Raw genomic sequence first — 17,333 nt, forward strand, 5'->3', positions numbered from 1 at the left:
ACGGATAGCGCGGGGCCGCCGCCCCGGCGGGAGCCGGAGCACGGGGGGCGATCAACGCGCGGAGCTTGGTTAGCGCCATGCAATCCCGGCTCTAGCCCGATTTCGTTAAGGTCCGCTGAAAGGCGGCGGCAAAATCATGGAGTTAATCGCGATCGTTGCGGCGCGACAATGACCGCCGCGAGCGATACGGGCGGCGGCATATGATACGGTAAGCAGAGCAAAAGGTGCCGGACGGGCGTGTCATACGCTTGTCATCGCTACCGCTATGTCCAACAGTTTTCGTGACTTTCCCGATCGTGCATAGCGCGGGTCAGTTAATTATTCGGGTGTATCGGCATAGCATATGCCAAATAAATCGTGCCGCGGGATCATGCTTCGCGCGCGATGGCACGCAATCCGGACCCAATTCCACTTGACCTTGTCAGCGTAAAAGTGCGCACTATCTATCGAGTCGTTCGCCGCCTGTGGCTGCATGACATAATAATTGCGTGATCGACCCGCTGCCGCGAGCGACTGGCCCCACCCAGGTCGCTCCGCAGGACGGGCGCGGCAGCCTCCCCCGCAACGCCGCGCCCGTCAGCTTTTCACCGGAAAAAACAGCGCCGTTAGAAGCGCCGCCCTTAGAAACGCCGCCCTCAGAACCGCCGCCCTCAGAACCGATTGTCGCGCGGAAAGCCGTTGGGCGGCATCCGCCCGGCCGCGCCGCGCGCCGCGCGCCAGGCCGTCAGGTCGGTCTCGGTGCGCGTGCGGCCGCTGTCGCCGCCCATCGCCCAGCTCAGCCCCTCGGTGAAGACGAAGCTCACCGCGTCGGACAGGCCGCCGTCGCGATAACGCTGCAACTGCACCCCCTGCCCGCGCGCCAGCTCGGCAACCTCGTCGAGCGGGAACACCAGCAACCGGCGATTGTCGCCGATCACCGCGAGATAGTCGGCGCCCGGCGCGATCGGCCGCACCAGCTTGAGCTTGGCGCCGAGCCGCGGCGTCACCACCGTCTTGCCCTTGCGCGTCTCGGCGATGGTGTCGGCGCTGCGCACGATGAAGCCGCGTCCGTCGCTCGCCGCGACGAGCAGCTTTTCCGCGCGGCTCGCCGGCATCAGCGCGACGATGCCGACATCGCCGTCGAGATCGATCATCAGCCGCACCGGTTCACCAAAGCCGCGCCCGCCGGGCAGCTTGTCGGCGCCGAGCGTGAAGAAACGACCATTTTCGGCAGCGAGCAGGATCTTGTCGGTGGTCTGCGCCGGGAAAGACAGGAAGGCGGCGTCGCCGTCCTTGAACTTCAATTCGGCGGTCTGCGCGGCATCGAGATGCCCCTTCATCGCGCGGATCCAGCCGCGTTGCGACAGGATGACGGTGATCGGCTCGCGCTCGATCATCGCGTCGATCGGGATGTCGCGCGCCGGCGCGGCTTCCTCGATCGTCGTGCGGCGCTTGCCCAGCTTCGTCTCCGCGCCATAACGCTCGCGCAGCTTCGCAAAATCCTTGTTGAGCCGCGTGCGCTGCCGCGCCTCGCTGCCGAGCAGCGCCTCCAGCCCCGAGCGCTCCTCCTCGAGCTTGTCGCGCTCCTTGCGCAGCTCCATCTCTTCCAGCTTGCGCAAAGATCGCAGCCGCATGTTGAGGATCGCCTCGGCCTGGCGGTCGTTGAGCGCGAACTCGGCGATCATCACCGGCTTGGGCTCGTCCTCGGTGCGGATGATCTCGATCACGCGGTCGAGGTTGAGATAGGCGATGATATAGCCGGTCAGCAGTTCGAGCCGGTCGGCGATCTTGGCGAGGCGATGCGATGTACGGCGCTGCAGCACGACGAACTGATGCTCGACCCAGGCGCCGAGCGCCTCCTTCAGGCTCATCACGCGCGGCGTGCGGCGCGCGTCGAGCACGTTGAGGTTGAGGCTGACCCGGTTCTCCAGGTCGCTCATCTTGAACAGGCTCTCCATCAGCATCGTCGCATCGACGGTGCGCGCGCGCGGCTCGATGACGATGCGGATCTCGCTGTCGGATTCGTCGCGGATATCGGCGAGGATCGGCAGCTTCTTGTCGTTGATGATGCCGGCGATCTGCTCGATCAGCTTGCCCTTCTGCACACCGTACGGGATCTCGGTGACGATCGCGTTCCACGTGCCGCGCCCGAGATCCTCGACATGCCAGCGCGCGCGCACGCGAAACCCGCCGCGCCCGGTGGCATAGGCCTCGGCGATGGCGGCGGCGCTGTCGACCACCAGCCCGCCGGTCGGGAAGTCGGGGCCGGTGACATGTTCGAGCACCTGCGCGATGCTCGCATCGGGCTGATCGACCAGCAGGATCGCCGCGCCGAACAGCTCGGCGGCATTGTGTGGCGGGATGCTCGTCGCCATGCCGACCGCGATGCCCGACGCGCCATTGGCGAGCAGATTGGGGAAGGCGCCCGGGAACAGCTCGGGCTCCTGCTCCTCGCCGTTGTAGGTCGGCTTGAACTCGACCGCATCCTCGTCGAGCCCGTCCATCAGGTCGATCGCGACCTGCGTCAGCCGTGCCTCGGTGTAGCGATAGGCGGCGGCGTTATCGCCGTCGATATTGCCGAAATTGCCCTGCCCGTCGACCAGCGGATAACGCAGCGCGAAATCCTGCGCGAGCCGCACCATCGCGTCATAGACCGACTGGTCGCCATGCGGATGGTACTTGCCGATCACGTCGCCGACGACGCGCGCGCATTTCTTGTAGCCCATCGTCGGATCGAGCTTGAGCAGCCGCATCGCCCAGAGCAGCCGGCGATGCACCGGCTTCAACCCGTCGCGCACATCGGGCAGCGAGCGCGCGGTGATCGTCGAGAGGGCGTAGACGAGATAGCGCTCGCTCAGCGCACTGTCGAAGGGGGCGTCGAGGATGCCGATGGGCGGGTTGTCGGGAAGGTCGGTGATGTCGGATGCCATGGGGTGCGGTTAGTCGGGTTTGGGGGGGATGGGAATATCTGGTTTCCGGTGCGCCGCCGCGCGCGGCGTGAATTCCCGGCCTTCTGCCGAGCGAGCGCCACCGAGCCGCGTCGGATCGTTGGCATTATCTGCCATAGATGCTATGGCAAGCTCGGATTGAGGAGCACGGAAATGCCGACGCGTAACGTGGTGCTGACCGATCGTCATGAGCAGATCATCGACAGTCTCGTCGGTTCGGGGCGCTACCAGAATGCCAGCGAAGTCCTGCGCGACGGCTTGCGCCTCGTCGAGGAACGCGAGCAGCAACGCGAGGTGAAGCTCGATCTGTTGCGCGACGCTGCGCGGCTGGGCATCGCCGACATCGAAAACGGCAACTACCGCACCTTTGCGAGCCGGGACGCGCTATCCGACCATCTGGGCTCGCTGACCGAGCAGGCCGTACGTCAGGCGGCCGACTGACCGTCATGGCGCCGGGGACGTGGCAGGTCCGGCTGACCGCCGCGGCCGAACGCGACTACCAGTCGATCCTGAGCTGGACCGCCGAACAATTCGGCGAGGCGCAGGCACGCAACTATGCCGCGATACTCACCGCAGCGATCCTCGCCCTTTCCGACGGACCGGACGTGCTGACCGCGAAACCCCGCGACGATATCGCGCCCGGCCTGCGCATCCTGCACGCCGCACGCTTCGGCCGCCGCGCGCGCCACATGCTGCTTTATCGGGTCGGCTCGGACACGGCGATCGACGTGTTGCGGATCCTGCATGATGCGATGGATGTGGAGCGGCATGATTTGGGTGGGGATGGGTGATGTGTGGGTTGGTGGCGTGACAGGCCATCGGCGGCGCGAACGACGCGCCAGCCGACGCGTAGGTGCCGCCGTTGCAGGATACCACCCGCCACGCTATATGTATCGACTAAAGTCGATACATGGGACGCGTCATGAAGGTCCAGGTGAAGAAATGGGGCAACAGCGCCTCGGTGCGCATCCCCTCCGCGATCATGGCCGCGGCGTCGCTGCATATCGATCAGCATGTCAATGTGCGTGAGGAGGGCGGACGCGTCGTCATCGAACCCATCGCCGCGCCTGCTTTCGATCTCGATACGCTGCTTGACCGAGTGACGCCCGAAAACCTGCACGACCCGGTCGATTTCGGTGCACCGATGGGCAATGAGCTTTGGTAGCGGCCGGTTATGTGCCCGATGCGGGCGATGTCGTCTGGCTGGATTTCAACCCGCAGACGGGCCGCGAGCAGGCCGGCCATCGACCCGCCTTGGTCTTGTCACCCGCGCGTTATAACGGGCTGACCGGCCTGATGGTCTGCTGCCCGATGACCTCGCGCATCAAGGGGTACCCGCTCGAGGTTGTCGACAGTGACGACCCGCCGAGCGCGATCCTCGCCGATCAGGTCAAGAGCCTCGACTGGCGCGCGCGGCGGGCAACGCGTAAGGGGACTGTGTCGCCGGCAACGCTAGCCGAGGTAAAGGCGAAGCTGGGCGCGCTGCTCGGCCTTTAGATCCGGGATTTTTGCTCACTGATCGCACGTCGGCGCACTCCGATCGGTGCGGCGATCCTCGCCCTTGCCGAGGGACCGGACGCGCTGACCGCGAAACCCAGCGACGATATCGCGCCCGGCTTGCGCATCCTGCACACCGCACGCTTCGGCCGCCGCGCGCGCCATATGCTGCTTTATCGGGTCGGCTCGAGCACGGTCATCGACGTGGTGCGGATCCTGCACGATGCCATGGAGTTGGAGCGGCACGTTCCGAGCGGGGACGGGTGATTTGTTGGTTGGTGATCACCATTCTAGCAAGATATTGCGCGGCACGTAATTTTCGCCGAAACGCCTGAGATCAGGAGTGGGAGACCGAGTAGTGGCGGCAGGTGCGTGGAGCGAGGCGGAAACCACGCGTGCGCTCTACCTCTATTTTCAGCTTCCCTTTGGCCAGTTGCATCGGCGCAATCCCGAAATCATGGCACTGGCGAGCGCACTCGGCCGGTCATCGTCATCAATCGCGATGAAGCTAGCGAACTTTGCCAGCTTGGACCCAAAGATCCGAGAAAGCGGTCGCGCTGGACTGGCTGGCACCTCGGCGCAGGATCGGCAGATTTGGGCTCATTTCGAAAATGATTGGACGGGGCTGGTCATGGAAGCGGAGGCGCTCGCGTCCGAGCCGCTAAACGGCGGCAGCACGCTGAAGGAGGCTGCCACACCGGACGCCTTCGATCACTTCACAGGACCAAGCACTACCACGGCGATGATCGTGCAACGCAAAGGACAAGACTTCTTCCGGCGGGCCGTGCTGGCAAATTACGAAAGCCGCTGCTGCGTCACGGGCATCACGGAAATCCGTTTGCTCAACGCTAGTCACATCATGCCGTGGAAGACTGACGAAAAGAACCGGCACAACCCGCGCAACGGCCTTTGCCTCTCGGCGACATTCGACCGTGCGTTCGACCGTGGCCTTATGGCCGTGGATGAGGTCGGCAGAGCCCGCTTCTCGAAATTGCTGTTGAACAGTCCAAGTTCTGAAACCAGAATGTATTTTGAGCCTTATGAGGGACGTACTCTCCTACCCGCCACGCGGTTCGACCCCGATGTGGAATTTCTTAGGATTCATCGAACAACCCTATTTGATCGAGTTCACGCCAATGCCTGACGCATCCGCAACCCCGGTCACCGCGTTCGAATATCTCTATCGCGACGCTTCTAACTATAAGAGCCACAGCCAAATTTATTTGAGCGGCCGGCTTTCGGACGCGGATCGAGCGCTGATCGTCAGGAAGTTGCAAGACGGCGAATTCTTCGTCGCCGAGCAGGTGGGCATCCCTCCGCTTTATGAAGCGCTCTATGCGCTAAGCGATGGCCCGACCGATGACGATCACGGGTGGCACGAGTTTTCTGCGTTTGTCGATGTGCCATCGCCGGTTGACGGTCCATTTTGGGGTACTTCGGCAGAGTTCGTATTCGCTTTTAGCAAGCTGACGAAATGGGACTCACAGATCTCCGAGGTTTCGAGAGTCTAACTCTACCGACTGAGCCGGCCGCTTAAACTTACCCGGGCAACGGGGGGCATTGGAGACATTCGCCCGCCCTACACGAAGTCGAGCAGATCGGCAGGTCGTCGTATGGCGCCTCAAGGAGCGCGCCAAGGCGGCGGTGCGCAGTGCGATCCAGCAATCCCTTGATTCGCTGCCGCCACCCTATGTCGATGAAATCTGGCACGCCAAGACGGCACGGACGTACGAATGGGTTTTCGATCACTACGCGGGTGGCGAGGCATAGCGCCTGACGGATCGAGCCTGATTCAGTTTCGGACATATTGGGTGTTGGTGGGACTATGATTAGCTCCCCGACTCACCGCTGCACCGCCCCCTGGCTCGCGTTCATGCACCCAGCCCATGGCGCCTCTCGGCAAGCCTGCGCATGCGCAGATGCGAGCGTGCTGTCCTCTTGTTATTCTCTTGATCGCGCCTTGTTATTCATGAACAAGAGAACCGCCCGCATCACACTGAATGAAAGAGGTTTTTTCTGCCTCGAGACCAGCCAGCAGCCATCAAGAAAAAATCGCACATTTCCGTTAACGGAAGGCCCCGAGAACGCAACCCAAAGCGCCCCTCGACGCTCGCGCGTTGCTGCTGTAATTCCCTGCCGGGCCAAGACAATAAATGTAGAAGTCCCTGCCAAATTCCCTGCCATGATGGTGTTGGCAGGGAACCCCTGCCCCTCACGCCGCCTGCAACACCCCGCGATACGCCGCCTCTTCCATCGCCCTGCCCGCGCCGAGCGCGACGCAGCTCAGCGGGTCCTCGGCGATCACCACCGGCAGGCCGGTCGCGTCGGACAGCACCTTGTCGATGTCGCCGAGCAGCGAGCCGCCGCCGGTCATCACGATGCCGCGGTCATACAGGTCGGCGGCGAGCTCGGGCGCGATCTGCTCGAGCGATTGCAGCACCGTCTCGACGATCTGGCCGACCAGCTCGCTCAGCGCGGCGGCGACCTCGCCCTGCGTCACGGTGATCTCCTTGGGCATGCCGTCGACCAGGTCGCGGCCCTTGACCTGGATCGTCGTGCCGATGCCGTCCTGCGGCATCCGCGCCAGCCCGATCGCGAACTTGACGCGCTCGGCGGTGCCCTCGCCGATCATCAGATTGTGCTTGCGCCGCGTCGCATTGGCGATCGCATCGTCCATCCGGTCGCCGCCGACGCGGGTCGAGCTGCTGAAGGCGAGGCCGCCGAGCGACAGCACCGCGACCTCGGTCGTGCCGCCGCCGATATCGACCACCATCGTCCCGCTCGGCGCGGTGATCGGCAGGCCCGCACCGATCGCCGCCGCCATCGGCTCCTCGATCAGCTGCACCAGGCTCGCGCCGGCATTGGTCGCCGCCTGGCGGATCGCGCGGCGCTCGACCGCGGTGGCGCTCGACGGGATGCAGATCGCCACCTCGGGCCGGCGCGGCAACCGGCTCGCGCCGCCATGCACCTTGTCGATGAAGTGCTTGATCATCTGCTCGGCGACATCGATGTCGGCGATCACGCCGTCGCGCAACGGGCGGATCGTGCGGACATTGGCCGGCGTCTTGCCCATCATCAGCTTGGCCTCGGCGCCGATCGCGCGGACCTTTTGGATCCCGCCGACCGTCTCGATCGCCACGACCGACGGTTCGTTGAGCACGATGCCCTGCCCGCGCAGATACACCACGGTGTTCACCGTCCCCAGGTCGATCGCCATGTCGTGCGACGCGCGGGTGAAAAGGCGGCTGAAAGAGCGCATCGGAAATCAATCATTTGGACGTGGGGGCGTCGACGCACTCGGGATGTGCGGGTGAAGCGGGGGGCCGGTGGCCTACCGGCTGGCGGTTACCGCACGGCGGGTCAAGCGCGCTTGCGCCGGGACGATGCTGTGGCGCGGTGGCGGGCCGGGGCGGCAGCGCGCCGCGCCCAACGAAAAGCCGGGCAAGGTCTCCCCTGCCCGGCTCCCGTTCATGTCATGCCGGGGCGCGTCGCGCCGCCGGTGTCGGTCTTCGCGTCAGAAGCCGAACGAGAGGCGTGCATAGCCGAACTGGCCGGGCACGTCATAGGTCGTCGGGTCGAAATTGGCGCTGTCGCAGGTAAAGCAGGGCGGCGGCGCGCGGTTGAACAGGTTGTTGACGCCCAGCGTGAGGCGGATGCGGTTGTTCATCCATGCGGGCGAGTAATAGAGCTGTACGTCGCCATAGAACACCGCGCCCATGGTGTGGACGCCGTCACGCTCGGCCACCTTGCTGATATAGCGCGCGGTGAACGAGGCGCCGTACCCCAGCGTCGACCAGTCGATCGTGTCGTTGAGCTTGAAGCGCGGATAGGCCTGGTCGGGGCTGCCGCGTTCGGTGCCGGCAAGCTTGAGCGTCGGCGCGTTGAGATCGGCCGGCGGCAGCACGTCGTAACGCAGCAGATAGGCCGCATTGACGTTGAGCCCGATCGAACCGCCCGCGAAGGTCGGCGAGCGATAGACGAACGACGCGTCGAGCCCGTCGGTGTTGATCGCGTTGAGGTTGAGCAGCCGCCCATTGATGCTCGAGATCGTGCCGCTGGCGGTGCGACGCACCGCGGCGCAGCTGATCGGGTCGGCATTGAACGCGCAACGCGTCAGCGTCAGCGTCGCCGGGACCGAGTCTATCGCGTTCTTGAGGCGTATATTATAATAATTCACCTCGAGGCTGAGCGCGCTCGCCCAGCTGCTGCCGCGCACCCAGGACGGGCTGTAGACCGCACCCGCGGTCCAGGTCTTGGCGGTTTCCGGCTTCAGCGCGGTGTTGCCCTGCGAGAACACGCCGAGTTGGCCGCCGGTCGGTTCGGCATAGCTGCCATTGGCCGGCACGCCGTTGGCGATGCAATTGGCGCGGACGGTGGCGTTGGTGGCGAAGAAACCGCCGGCGGCGCTGGTGCACGGATCGTTGATCGTCGCGTCGAAGCGCGACGGGCCGGCATAGAGCTCACCGATGCTCGGCGCACGCAGGCTCTGCGCGAAACCGCCGCGGATCAGGAAATCCTCGACCGGCTTCCACAGCCCCGATGCGGTGAAGGTGGTGTTGCTGCCGAACGACGAATAGTTCGAATGGCGCACCGCGCCGTCGAATTCGAGCTTCTGGAAGAACGGCGTGTCCTTGAGCAGCGGCACGCGCAGCTCGCCGTACAGCTCGTCGACATTGAAGCCGCCAGCCGCCGGGCTGGTCGGCACGTCGGCGCCGAGGCCGGCGACGATGATCGGGTCGGGCGTGTAGCTGGCATGCTGGTCGCGATGCTCATAGCCGACCGCGATGCCGACCGCACCGGCCGGCAGGTCGAACAGATCGCCGGTCAGGTTGGCGGTGAAGTCCCACAGCCGCTGCGAGCTCTTGTCGCGCTCGTCGAAGGTGACGAAGTTGAGCATCGCCGGGGTGATCGAGCCGACACCGCCGACGGTCGTGCCGCCGAAGATGTTGAACGGCACGCACGCGCCGGTGCACTGCGCCACCGGGCCGAGCGCCTGCGCCAGCTTGGCGGCATTGACGTTGCCGGTGAACAGCTGGTGCGCATCGTTGATGCCGTACACGCCGTTGACATCCCAATACCATTTGTGATCGCCGATATGGAACGAGCCGTCGAACGTCGTGGTCGCCGACATCGTGTCGACGTCCTGCGTGAAGATGCGCTGCCCGCCCTCGACGAAGCGGCGCGCGATGAACGAATAGTTCGCCGGGATGCCGTTGGCGCCCGACGACAGCGTCACGCCGAACGGGTTGTACGGGTTGGTCGCGTCGATCGAGATGGTATCGAGCAAATTGCCGTTGCCGGCGTCAGGCCCGACAAACAACGGCAGGAAGGCTGCCTCGGTGCGCGAATGGCGGTGGTTGTAGACCAACTTGACGCGCATGTTCACGGCGTCGCTCAGTTCCTGCTTGAAGTTGAAGAAGCCACCGAAGCGCTCCGACGGGGTCAGCAGATAGTTGAACGGCGCGAAGTTGAAGCGATCGGCGCTGGTGAACGCCTTGAAATCGGCCGGCGTGGTGGTGCGGCCGATGACCGGCGCGGTCAGCGTCAGGTTCTGGCCGAACACGATGAAGCGACCACGCGGGGTCGCGCTGCTGCACCCGCCGACGGCGTCGGTGCAGCTGGTCTGGCCGGGATTGGGATATTGCGAGATCGAACGGTCGGCGGTCTTGACCGCTTCCTGCTTGGTGTAGCTGCCACCGAACACCAGCGACGTGCCGGTCGATGGCGACTGGATGCCGTAGCTGGCTTCGTAATTCTGCGTGTGGCCGTCGCCCTGGCGATAGCTGCCGAACTGCGCCGAGGCGCGCAGGCCCTTCTGGCCCTGCTTGGTGATGATGTTGACCACACCGGCGACCGCATCCGAACCATAGAGCGGCGAGGCGCCCGATTGCAGTACCTCGACACGCTCGATCATATTGACCGGCAGCTCGTTGAGATCGACCGAGGCCGGAATACCGCCGGCGGCCGAGCCGTTGACGAAGCGCAGGCCGTCGACCAGCACCAGCGTACGCTTGGCGGCGAGATAACGCAGGTCGATTTCCGCCGACCCCGAGCTGACGCCCGTGCCGTCCGGCGGGCCGCCGATATTGCCGGCATTGTTGACCTTGGTGTTGAGGCCGCCGGCCGCGCTGGGGATACGCTGCAGCACATCGGCGATCGCGGTCAGGCCGGTCTTGGCGATCGCCGCTTCATCGACGGTAACGATCGGCTTGTCCTGGTCAACTGGCGAGTGACGGATGCGCGATCCGGTGACGACGATGTCGTCTGCGGCACCGCTGTCGGTCGCCTGCTGTGCCTGTGCCGGCACCGCACACAATCCCGCGGCGAGCGCCAGAAAGGCTACACCAGTCGATTTCCCCAGTTTGATATCGCGCATCAATTCACTCCAGCTGAATTATGCTTTCGCGACACCCCCTCCGCTTGAGCCGGAAGTGAAACAAATATGTTACAATAGGCAAGGGAGATATGACCGGTTCGTAACGATCTTACGGCCAATGTGTCATATCAGTAACATACTGCGCCGATCCGGACCGGATTGGAGGCACGGCTAAACCGGGCTGGGCAGATCGCGCGCCAGCTCGGCGAGCAGCCATTCGCGGAAGCGGCGGATCTTGGGCACGGCGCGTCGCGCCATCGGCGACACCAGCCAATAGGCATAGCCGCGCGTCGAGACCTGCGCGAAAGGACGCACCAGCTTTCCCTCGCGCAGGTCGTTGCGCCAGAAGAACGGCGTGAGCATGGCGATGCCCTGCGCCGCCATCGCGGCATGCCCCTCATGCGCCTGCGAATCGAGCCGCACGCCCGGACGCGGCGGGCCGTCGGGCACATCGACCCCGGCCTCGCGCAGCCAGTGCGTCCACCACGGATCGTGCGGGCTGATCTGCGGCAGACGCAGCAGATCGGCCGGCGCGACGATCGGGCCGTGGCGGGCGAGGAAGTCGGGGCTGCACATCGGGGTGAAGTCGACCGGCACGAGCAGGTCCTGCGCCAGTTCCGGCCACGGCCCGCGCCCGGCGCGGATCGCGACATCGACGTCATCGGCGGCAAAGTCGGTCAGCGCGTCGCTGGTCAGCAGCCGCACCGCCATTTCGGGATGCGCAATCTGGAAGCTGCCGAGCCGCCAGGCCAGCCAGGTATTGGCAAAGGTGTTGGAGGTCGACACGGTGAGCAATCCCTCATCTTCCGCGCGGATCCCGGCAAAGGCCGAATCGAGCGCGTCGAAGGCGCGCGCGACCTGCGGCGCGGCGCGCTTGCCCGCCTCGGTCAGCACGACGCGGCGTTTCTCGCGGCGGAACAGCGCCACGCCGAGCCGCTCCTCGAGCAACTTGATCTGATAGCTGACCGCCGCCTGCGTCATGCCAAGCTCGCCCGCAGCGACGGTGAAGTTCTCGTGCCGCGCGGCAGCCTCGAACACACGGACGGCGGACAGGGGCGGAATGCGGCGCATGCGCTATCCATAAGCCATGCTTGTGACCTGCGTCCAACGCTTTGTTGGCGCCGGCGCGGCGCGCGCGGCATGACGGTGGCGCAACTACAACCGGAGTTAGAGCGATGCGCGACGATTATCTCGACCGCTCCTGGGCGGACAACCATCATCATTTCACCGGCGGCTTCCATAAGCTGATCCGCGCCTTTGGCGAGAGCATGGAGCATCTCACCGCCCAACAGTTCGACGCCCCGTGGCGCAAGCGCGCGCGGCGCGACGACTGCCCGACCTGCTAGCCGGTCCGTGCTCCCGGCGCTGCGGGAGCACGCGACTTTTGTGGCGGCGCGCGATAGGCGGAACACGATGCTCCGTCTTGCCTTCCTCGCTTTTGGCGCCATGACGATCGGCACGATGCCGAACGACCCGCCTGCGCTGCTCGACTGGGGCGACCTGCTCGGCCGCCCGCGACCCGCGCCCGACGCGACCCTGTCCTATGGTGGCGACGCGCTGCAGCAGGTCGATGTGTGGCTGCCCAAGGCCGCCGGGCCGTTCAAGACCGTGCTGATGGTCCATGGCGGCTGCTGGACCACCGACATCGCCACGCGCGACCTGATGAACTGGGTCGCCGACGACCTGCGCCATGCCGGCTATGCGGTATGGAACATCGAATATCGCGGCGTCGACCGGCCCGGCGGCGGCTATCCCGGCACCTTTGCCGATGTCGCCGCGGCGGCCGATGCGCTGGCGAGCAATGCGACGCGCTTCCATCTCGATACGTCGCGCATCGTCGCGGTCGGGCACAGCGCCGGCGGCCATCTCGCGCTGTGGCTGGCGGCACGCCACAAGCTGCCGGCGAGCAACCCGCTGCGCGGCGTGCATCCGCTGCTGATCGCCCATGTCGTCAGCCTTGGCGGCTTGCCCGATCTCGAGGCTGCCGCCGCCGATCCCAAACAGGGCTGCGGCACCGAGGTCATCGCGCGCCTCGTCGGCCCGCCGCTGCCAGCGCACCGCGATGTCTATGCCGATACCTCGGTGCCGCGCCTGTTGCCGCTCGGCGTGCCGCAGGATCTCGTCAACGGCGCGCAGGACAGCATCATCCCGCCGCACCACGGCACCGGCTATGTCGCGCGGGCACAGCTTGTCGGCGACGCGGTCAACATCCGCTTCGTGCCGGCGACGGGCCATGTCGAACTGGTCGCCCCCGAAACCGCCGCCTGGGCCGCGACGAAAGAGTTGATCGGACAAGCCTTTGCCCGGAAATGACGTCATGACGCTGGATGGGGCCCGCGCACAGGATGCCGCCGACCCGCTGCGCCGCCTGCGCGATCGCTTCGCGCTGCCCGACGGCGTGATCTATCTCGACGGCAATTCGCTGGGCGCCCTGCCCCGCGCCACCAGCGCCGCGATCGCCGATGCGGTCGATCGGCAATGGGGCGAGCGCCTGATCCGTTCGTGGAACGAGGGCTGGATCGACGCGCCGCAGCGCCTCGGTGCGAAGATCGCGCCGTTGATCGGCACGCGGCCCGACGAGGTGATCGTCGCCGATTCGACCTCGGCCAATCTGTTCAAACTGATCGTCGCCGCGCTGCGCCGCGATCCCGCGCGCACCGTGGTGGTCAGCGAACAGGGCAATTTCCCGACCGACCTGCATATCGCCGAGGGCGCGGTCGGCTGCGTGCCCGGTGCCAGCCTGCGCGCCGTGCCGCGCGATGCGCTGGCGGGCGCGCTCGGCGGCGATGTCGCGCTGCTGCTGCTGACCCATGTCCATTACAAGACCGCGGAACGCTTCGACATGGCAACCTGGACGGCGCGCGCGCATGACGCCGGGGCGCTGATACTGTGGGACCTCAGCCACAGCGCGGGCGCGGTGCCGATCGATCTCAACGGTGCCGATGCCGATCTCGCGGTCGGCTGCGGCTACAAGTTCCTCAATGGCGGCCCCGGCGCCCCGGCGTGGCTGCATGTTCACACACGGTGGCAGGAAATGCTCGCAAACCCTTTGTCAGGATGGATGGGCCACGCCGCCCCCTTTGCCTTCACCGATAGCTACGCCCCCGCGCCGGGCATGACGCGCTGGCTCACCGGCACCCCGCCGATCCTCGGCATGGCTGCGCTCGAGGCGGCGCTGGACCTGTGGGACGAGATCGATATCGCCCAAGTCCACGCCAAGAGCGTGGCGCTGTTCGACCAGATGTACGCGATCGGCACCGGACTCGGCCTGGCCTGCGTCTCGCCGCGCGATCCGGCGCGGCGCGGCAGCCATATCAGCTTCCGCCATCCCGAAGCCTATGCGCTGTGCCAGGCGCTGATCGCGCGCGGCGTGATCGGCGATTTCCGCGACCCCGACATCCTGCGCTTCGGCCTGACGCCGCTCTATCTCGGGCATGAGGAAATTTGGCGTGCGGGCGATATCCTGCGCGCGATTCTCGCCGACGGCGCGCACCGCGATCCTTCATTCTCGAAACGGCACGCCGTCACCTGATCGCGGGATTTAACCATGTTTCCACCTCGGCTATAACCGGGCGAACCTGGGGGAATGTCGATGCGCTTTCTGGCGACCTGCCTGCCGTTGCTGCTGCTCGCGGGGTGCGACGGCGCCGCCAATCCGTCGGGCGCCGCACCGCCAGCCGATCGGACGGCGAGCGCCCCCGATCAGCCCGCCGCCTATGACTATCGCTATGCCTATCGCCTCCCCTCCAGCCATATCGAGGCGGTGCAGGAGAGCCATGCCAAGGGCTGCGACCAGCTCGGCCCGGCGCGCTGCCGCATCATCGCGGTGCGCTATAACCGCGACGACCAGAACAACGTCACTGCGCAGATGACGCTGCGCATCGACCCGGCGCTCGCCCGCCCCTTCGCCCGGGCAGCCAGTGCCACGGTCACCGCCTCGGGCGGCGCGCTGCTCAAGGCCGATGTCGCCGGCGCCGACGCCAATGCCGCCGGTCGCAGCGGCGCGGTGCTGGGCCATTTGCGCGACGCGCTGGCCAATGCCGAATCGCAAGCGCGCGCCCATCCCGGCGACGCCACGCTGGCGGCGCGCGCCGAGCGTCTGCGTACCTCGATCGCGGTGGTCGGCGAACTCGATCAGGGCGGCGGCGGGCTGGCCACCACGCCGATGATGCTGAGCTACGCCTCGGGCGGCAGCATTCCCGGCGTCGGCGCGGCGGCCGATGCGAGCTTCGAAACCGCCGGGGCTACCTTCATTACGTCACTTGCCGGATTGCTGGTGGTTCTGGCGGGTGTCGGCCCCTGGGCATTGCTGCTGATCAGCGGCGCGCTGGGGCTGCGCTGGTTGTTCCAGGGGCGCGAGGACGCCACCGCCGCACCCGTGCTGCCGCCGGCACCACAGGAATCGGCCGAGGGCCGCAACGTGGTGCAGCGCTGGTTCGGCCGCGAGCATCAGAACGAATCCGAGCAGGTCGACTGACGCCTGACGCCGGGACTTTCCTTCCTGAAGACCGACAAACCGCGCGGCGCTTGACGTCTCTCGTTTGATGTGATGGTATAACATCGTATTGACAGGAGGGTGTTGCGATGGGCCGAACGATCAGGATCGCGAGCATCGTGCTCGCCGCGCTGTTGACCATTGGCGTATGTGTCACCCTGGCCGTATCCAATGGCCCCGGTCACCGTGCCGTCACGCAAAAGCTTGAGGCGTTCGAGGTTCCGGCGACGACGACGCTGCGGTCGGTCGCCGTGCAGGAAGCTGCGCCGGACACGCCCGTTGCCGACATGCCGGAAGGCGCTCGCGCCGCCGCAGGCGCAGCCGAGCCGATCGCGGTCGCGGTACCGCGCGTCGCCTACAAATACGACTATGTTTTCACCTTGCCCGGCGCGGCGATCCCGGCGGCGCAGCACGCCCATGTCGCGCTATGTGACAGGCTTGGCCCGGCGCGCTGCCAAGTGCTGGCGATGCAAAGCAAGGCCGGCGGCGACGAGCCGGCGCAAGGGTCGCTCACGCTGCGCGTCGATAGCGCCGTGGCGCGGCGCTTCAGCGATACCCTGCAGGATGCGATCGGCCGCGCCGGCGGCCATGCCGACAGCCGCGCGATCGCCGCGGAGGACGTGTCGAAGGACATGGTCGACACCGCTGCACGGCTGCGCCAGCGCGAACTGCTCGTCGCGCGCCTGACCGAGGTGCTGCGCACGCACAGCGGCAAGGTTGGCGAGCTGGTCGAGGCCGAGCGCAGCGTCGCCGCCGCGCAGGAGGAGATCGACCAGGCGCGGGGCTGGCTCGGCGAACTGCAAGCGCGCGTCGCCATGTCGACGATCGACATACATTATGGCGCGGTCGCGCCGCAGCCCGTGCCGGTTAGCAACACGATCGGTGATTCGGTCGCGGGTTCCGTCGCGCTTGTCGTCACCTTGTTCGGCGCGCTCGTACGGATCGCGATCTTCCTCGCGCCCTGGCTGGTTCTCGGGGCGCTAGGCTGGTTCCTGTGGCGTCGGATCGCGCGCCGCTGGGCAAGCGGGACGCATGCGCGCGAACAGCAAATCCCGGCTATTTAATTCCCACTATACAGATAGGCATTATAGAGTATCATCCACCTTCTCAGCTAGGGAGAGGTCTTGCGATGAACAAGTTCGTCTATGTCCTGCCGTTGTTTGCGCTCGCTGCCTGCAGCAAGTCCGCACCACCCGACAATGATGCGCCGCAGCGGTCTGTCGAGAGCGACGTCGCTGCCCCCGCCGGCATCGCGGTGACCGCCGCACCGGGCGTCGCGTTCAGCTATCACTACGCCTTCAGCCTCGCCGCGGCGCGAATCGCCGCCACCCAGGAGGCGCATGCCCAGGCATGCGAGAAGCTCGGCATCGCGCGCTGCCGGATCACCGGCATGAAATATCAGCTGCTCGGCGAGAATAATGTCGCGGCGATGCTGTCGCTCAAGCTCGATCCGACGATCGCGCGCGAGTTCGGCAAGAACGCGATCGCCATCGCCCAGGCGGCCGAGGGCACGCTGACCGAGGCCGACATCACCGGCACCGATGCGGCCAGCGCGATCACCACGACGGAGGGCGATCGTGCACGCGCGCATAGCGAAGTTTCGCGCCTCGACGGTGAGTTGGCCAGGAAAGGTCTCAAGGACAGCGAACGTATCGCGCTCCAGCAACAGCGCGCCGACGCCGCGCGCAACGCCGATGCCGCGATCGACACCGCCGCCCAGGCCCGTGCGAGTCTCGCCACCACGCCGCTCGAGCTCGAATACAGGGCCGGTGCTGCGGTGCAGGGCTTCGACGCCAGCGCGCCGCTCAAGAGCTCGCTCGCGCTGCTCATCGGCTCGGCCGAGACGACCTTCACCGTCCTGCTCAGCGCGATCGCCGTGCTTGGCCCGCCTGGACTGGTGCTGCTGCTCGTCTGGCTCGGCTGGCGGCGATACGGCCCGAAACGGCGGCGTCCGGTCGCGCGAGAAACCGAATCCATCCCCAGCGCCTGATTGCGCCCCCGCGCGCCTTCCGATATAGCGCCCCGAACCAAGCCCCGG

Annotated in this window: 17 protein-coding genes; 13 read left to right on the top strand and 4 right to left on the bottom strand. The window is 66.2% G+C overall.

Annotation, left to right across the window (positions count from 1 at the left end):
* Nucleotides 1-650 precede the first annotated feature (650 nt).
* A complete protein-coding gene (parC, locus tag U1839_RS16640; protein WP_332804711.1) occupies nt 651-2,909 on the bottom strand; it encodes a DNA topoisomerase IV subunit A in 2,259 nt (752 codons plus the stop codon).
* A gap of 171 nt (nt 2,910-3,080) precedes the next feature.
* On the opposite strand from parC, the gene U1839_RS16645 reads away from it, so the two are divergent.
* From U1839_RS16645 to U1839_RS16675, 7 genes are all read left to right on the top strand, one after another.
* Nucleotides 3,081-3,368 (top strand): type II toxin-antitoxin system ParD family antitoxin, encoded by a 288-nt coding sequence (locus U1839_RS16645; protein ID WP_332804712.1) that lies wholly within the window; start codon nt 3,081-3,083, stop codon nt 3,366-3,368.
* Between the two features lie 5 nt (nt 3,369-3,373).
* Nucleotides 3,374-3,718, top strand: a complete 345-nt coding sequence (locus U1839_RS16650) for a type II toxin-antitoxin system RelE/ParE family toxin (RefSeq protein ID WP_332804713.1) — start codon at nt 3,374-3,376, stop codon at nt 3,716-3,718.
* Nucleotides 3,719-3,837: 119 nt separating this feature from the next.
* A complete protein-coding gene (locus tag U1839_RS16655) occupies nt 3,838-4,092 on the top strand; it encodes an AbrB/MazE/SpoVT family DNA-binding domain-containing protein (protein ID WP_332804714.1) in 255 nt (84 codons plus the stop codon).
* A complete protein-coding gene (mazF, locus tag U1839_RS16660; protein WP_332804715.1) occupies nt 4,086-4,424 on the top strand; it encodes an endoribonuclease MazF in 339 nt (112 codons plus the stop codon). Before U1839_RS16655 ends, mazF begins: the two co-directional genes overlap by 7 nt.
* A gap of 54 nt (nt 4,425-4,478) precedes the next feature.
* Nucleotides 4,479-4,691: a hypothetical protein gene (locus U1839_RS16665; RefSeq protein ID WP_332804759.1), complete on the top strand. Its 213-nt coding sequence runs from the start codon at nt 4,479-4,481 to the stop codon at nt 4,689-4,691.
* Between the two features lie 91 nt (nt 4,692-4,782).
* The gene (locus U1839_RS16670) at nt 4,783-5,568 is read left to right on the top strand and encodes an HNH endonuclease (protein ID WP_332804716.1); all 786 of its coding nucleotides are present in this window, start codon (nt 4,783-4,785) and stop codon (nt 5,566-5,568) included.
* Nucleotides 5,543-5,935, top strand: a complete 393-nt coding sequence (locus U1839_RS16675; RefSeq protein ID WP_332804717.1) for a hypothetical protein — start codon at nt 5,543-5,545, stop codon at nt 5,933-5,935. Before U1839_RS16670 ends, U1839_RS16675 begins: the two co-directional genes overlap by 26 nt.
* A 701-nt stretch (nt 5,936-6,636) precedes the next feature.
* On the opposite strand, the gene U1839_RS16680 is transcribed toward U1839_RS16675, so the two are convergent.
* The 3 genes from U1839_RS16680 to gcvA all read right to left on the bottom strand — a co-directional run bounded on the left by U1839_RS16680 (nt 6,637) and on the right by gcvA (nt 11,871).
* Nucleotides 6,637-7,683, bottom strand: a complete 1,047-nt coding sequence (locus tag U1839_RS16680; protein WP_332804718.1) for a rod shape-determining protein — start codon at nt 7,681-7,683, stop codon at nt 6,637-6,639.
* A 255-nt stretch (nt 7,684-7,938) separates the two neighbouring features.
* Entirely contained in the window at nt 7,939-10,800 is a 2,862-nt protein-coding gene (locus U1839_RS16685; protein WP_332804719.1) for a TonB-dependent receptor domain-containing protein, read from the bottom strand.
* A 171-nt stretch (nt 10,801-10,971) separates the two neighbouring features.
* On the bottom strand, nt 10,972-11,871 hold the full coding sequence (gcvA, locus tag U1839_RS16690) for a transcriptional regulator GcvA (RefSeq protein WP_332804720.1): 900 nt from the start codon (nt 11,869-11,871) through the stop codon (nt 10,972-10,974).
* A gap of 104 nt (nt 11,872-11,975) precedes the next feature.
* On the opposite strand from gcvA, the gene U1839_RS16695 reads away from it, so the two are divergent.
* From U1839_RS16695 to U1839_RS16720, 6 genes are all read left to right on the top strand, one after another.
* Nucleotides 11,976-12,146, top strand: a complete 171-nt coding sequence (locus U1839_RS16695; RefSeq protein WP_281130187.1) for a hypothetical protein — start codon at nt 11,976-11,978, stop codon at nt 12,144-12,146.
* Between the two features lie 67 nt (nt 12,147-12,213).
* Nucleotides 12,214-13,113, top strand: a complete 900-nt coding sequence (locus tag U1839_RS16700; RefSeq protein ID WP_332804721.1) for an alpha/beta hydrolase family protein — start codon at nt 12,214-12,216, stop codon at nt 13,111-13,113.
* A gap of 4 nt (nt 13,114-13,117) precedes the next feature.
* Nucleotides 13,118-14,332: a kynureninase gene (gene kynU, locus U1839_RS16705; RefSeq protein WP_332804722.1), complete on the top strand. Its 1,215-nt coding sequence runs from the start codon at nt 13,118-13,120 to the stop codon at nt 14,330-14,332.
* 54 nt (nt 14,333-14,386) lie between these two features.
* Nucleotides 14,387-15,277, top strand: coding sequence for a hypothetical protein (locus U1839_RS16710; RefSeq protein ID WP_332804723.1), 891 nt, complete (start codon nt 14,387-14,389; stop codon nt 15,275-15,277).
* A 107-nt stretch (nt 15,278-15,384) separates the two neighbouring features.
* Nucleotides 15,385-16,359, top strand: a complete 975-nt coding sequence (locus U1839_RS16715) for a DUF4349 domain-containing protein (RefSeq protein WP_332804724.1) — start codon at nt 15,385-15,387, stop codon at nt 16,357-16,359.
* Between the two features lie 65 nt (nt 16,360-16,424).
* On the top strand, nt 16,425-17,285 hold the full coding sequence (locus tag U1839_RS16720; RefSeq protein ID WP_332804725.1) for a hypothetical protein: 861 nt from the start codon (nt 16,425-16,427) through the stop codon (nt 17,283-17,285).
* The last annotated feature ends 48 nt before the right edge of the window (nt 17,286-17,333 follow it).

Origin of the sequence: Parasphingomonas halimpatiens, from assembly GCF_036663795.1 — a bacterium.
Lineage (GTDB): Bacteria > Pseudomonadota > Alphaproteobacteria > Sphingomonadales > Sphingomonadaceae > Sphingomonas.

Excerpts from the sequence above, each read along its gene's own strand:
- U1839_RS16650 (WP_332804713.1), top strand. The coding sequence starts at position 3,374 with ATGGCGCCGGGGACGTGGCAGGTCCGGCTGACCGCCGCGGCCGAACGC.
- gcvA (WP_332804720.1), bottom strand. The coding sequence starts at position 11,871 with ATGCGCCGCATTCCGCCCCTGTCCGCCGTCCGTGTGTTCGAGGCTGCC.
- U1839_RS16680 (WP_332804718.1), bottom strand. The coding sequence starts at position 7,683 with ATGCGCTCTTTCAGCCGCCTTTTCACCCGCGCGTCGCACGACATGGCG.
- U1839_RS16645 (WP_332804712.1), top strand. The coding sequence starts at position 3,081 with ATGCCGACGCGTAACGTGGTGCTGACCGATCGTCATGAGCAGATCATC.
- U1839_RS16720 (WP_332804725.1), top strand. The coding sequence starts at position 16,425 with ATGAACAAGTTCGTCTATGTCCTGCCGTTGTTTGCGCTCGCTGCCTGC.
- U1839_RS16715 (WP_332804724.1), top strand. The coding sequence starts at position 15,385 with ATGGGCCGAACGATCAGGATCGCGAGCATCGTGCTCGCCGCGCTGTTG.
- U1839_RS16685 (WP_332804719.1), bottom strand. The coding sequence starts at position 10,800 with ATGCGCGATATCAAACTGGGGAAATCGACTGGTGTAGCCTTTCTGGCG.
- kynU (WP_332804722.1), top strand. The coding sequence starts at position 13,118 with ATGACGCTGGATGGGGCCCGCGCACAGGATGCCGCCGACCCGCTGCGC.
- U1839_RS16710 (WP_332804723.1), top strand. The coding sequence starts at position 14,387 with ATGTCGATGCGCTTTCTGGCGACCTGCCTGCCGTTGCTGCTGCTCGCG.
- U1839_RS16700 (WP_332804721.1), top strand. The coding sequence starts at position 12,214 with ATGCTCCGTCTTGCCTTCCTCGCTTTTGGCGCCATGACGATCGGCACG.
- parC (WP_332804711.1), bottom strand. The coding sequence starts at position 2,909 with ATGGCATCCGACATCACCGACCTTCCCGACAACCCGCCCATCGGCATC.
- U1839_RS16695 (WP_281130187.1), top strand. The coding sequence starts at position 11,976 with ATGCGCGACGATTATCTCGACCGCTCCTGGGCGGACAACCATCATCAT.
- U1839_RS16655 (WP_332804714.1), top strand. The coding sequence starts at position 3,838 with ATGGGACGCGTCATGAAGGTCCAGGTGAAGAAATGGGGCAACAGCGCC.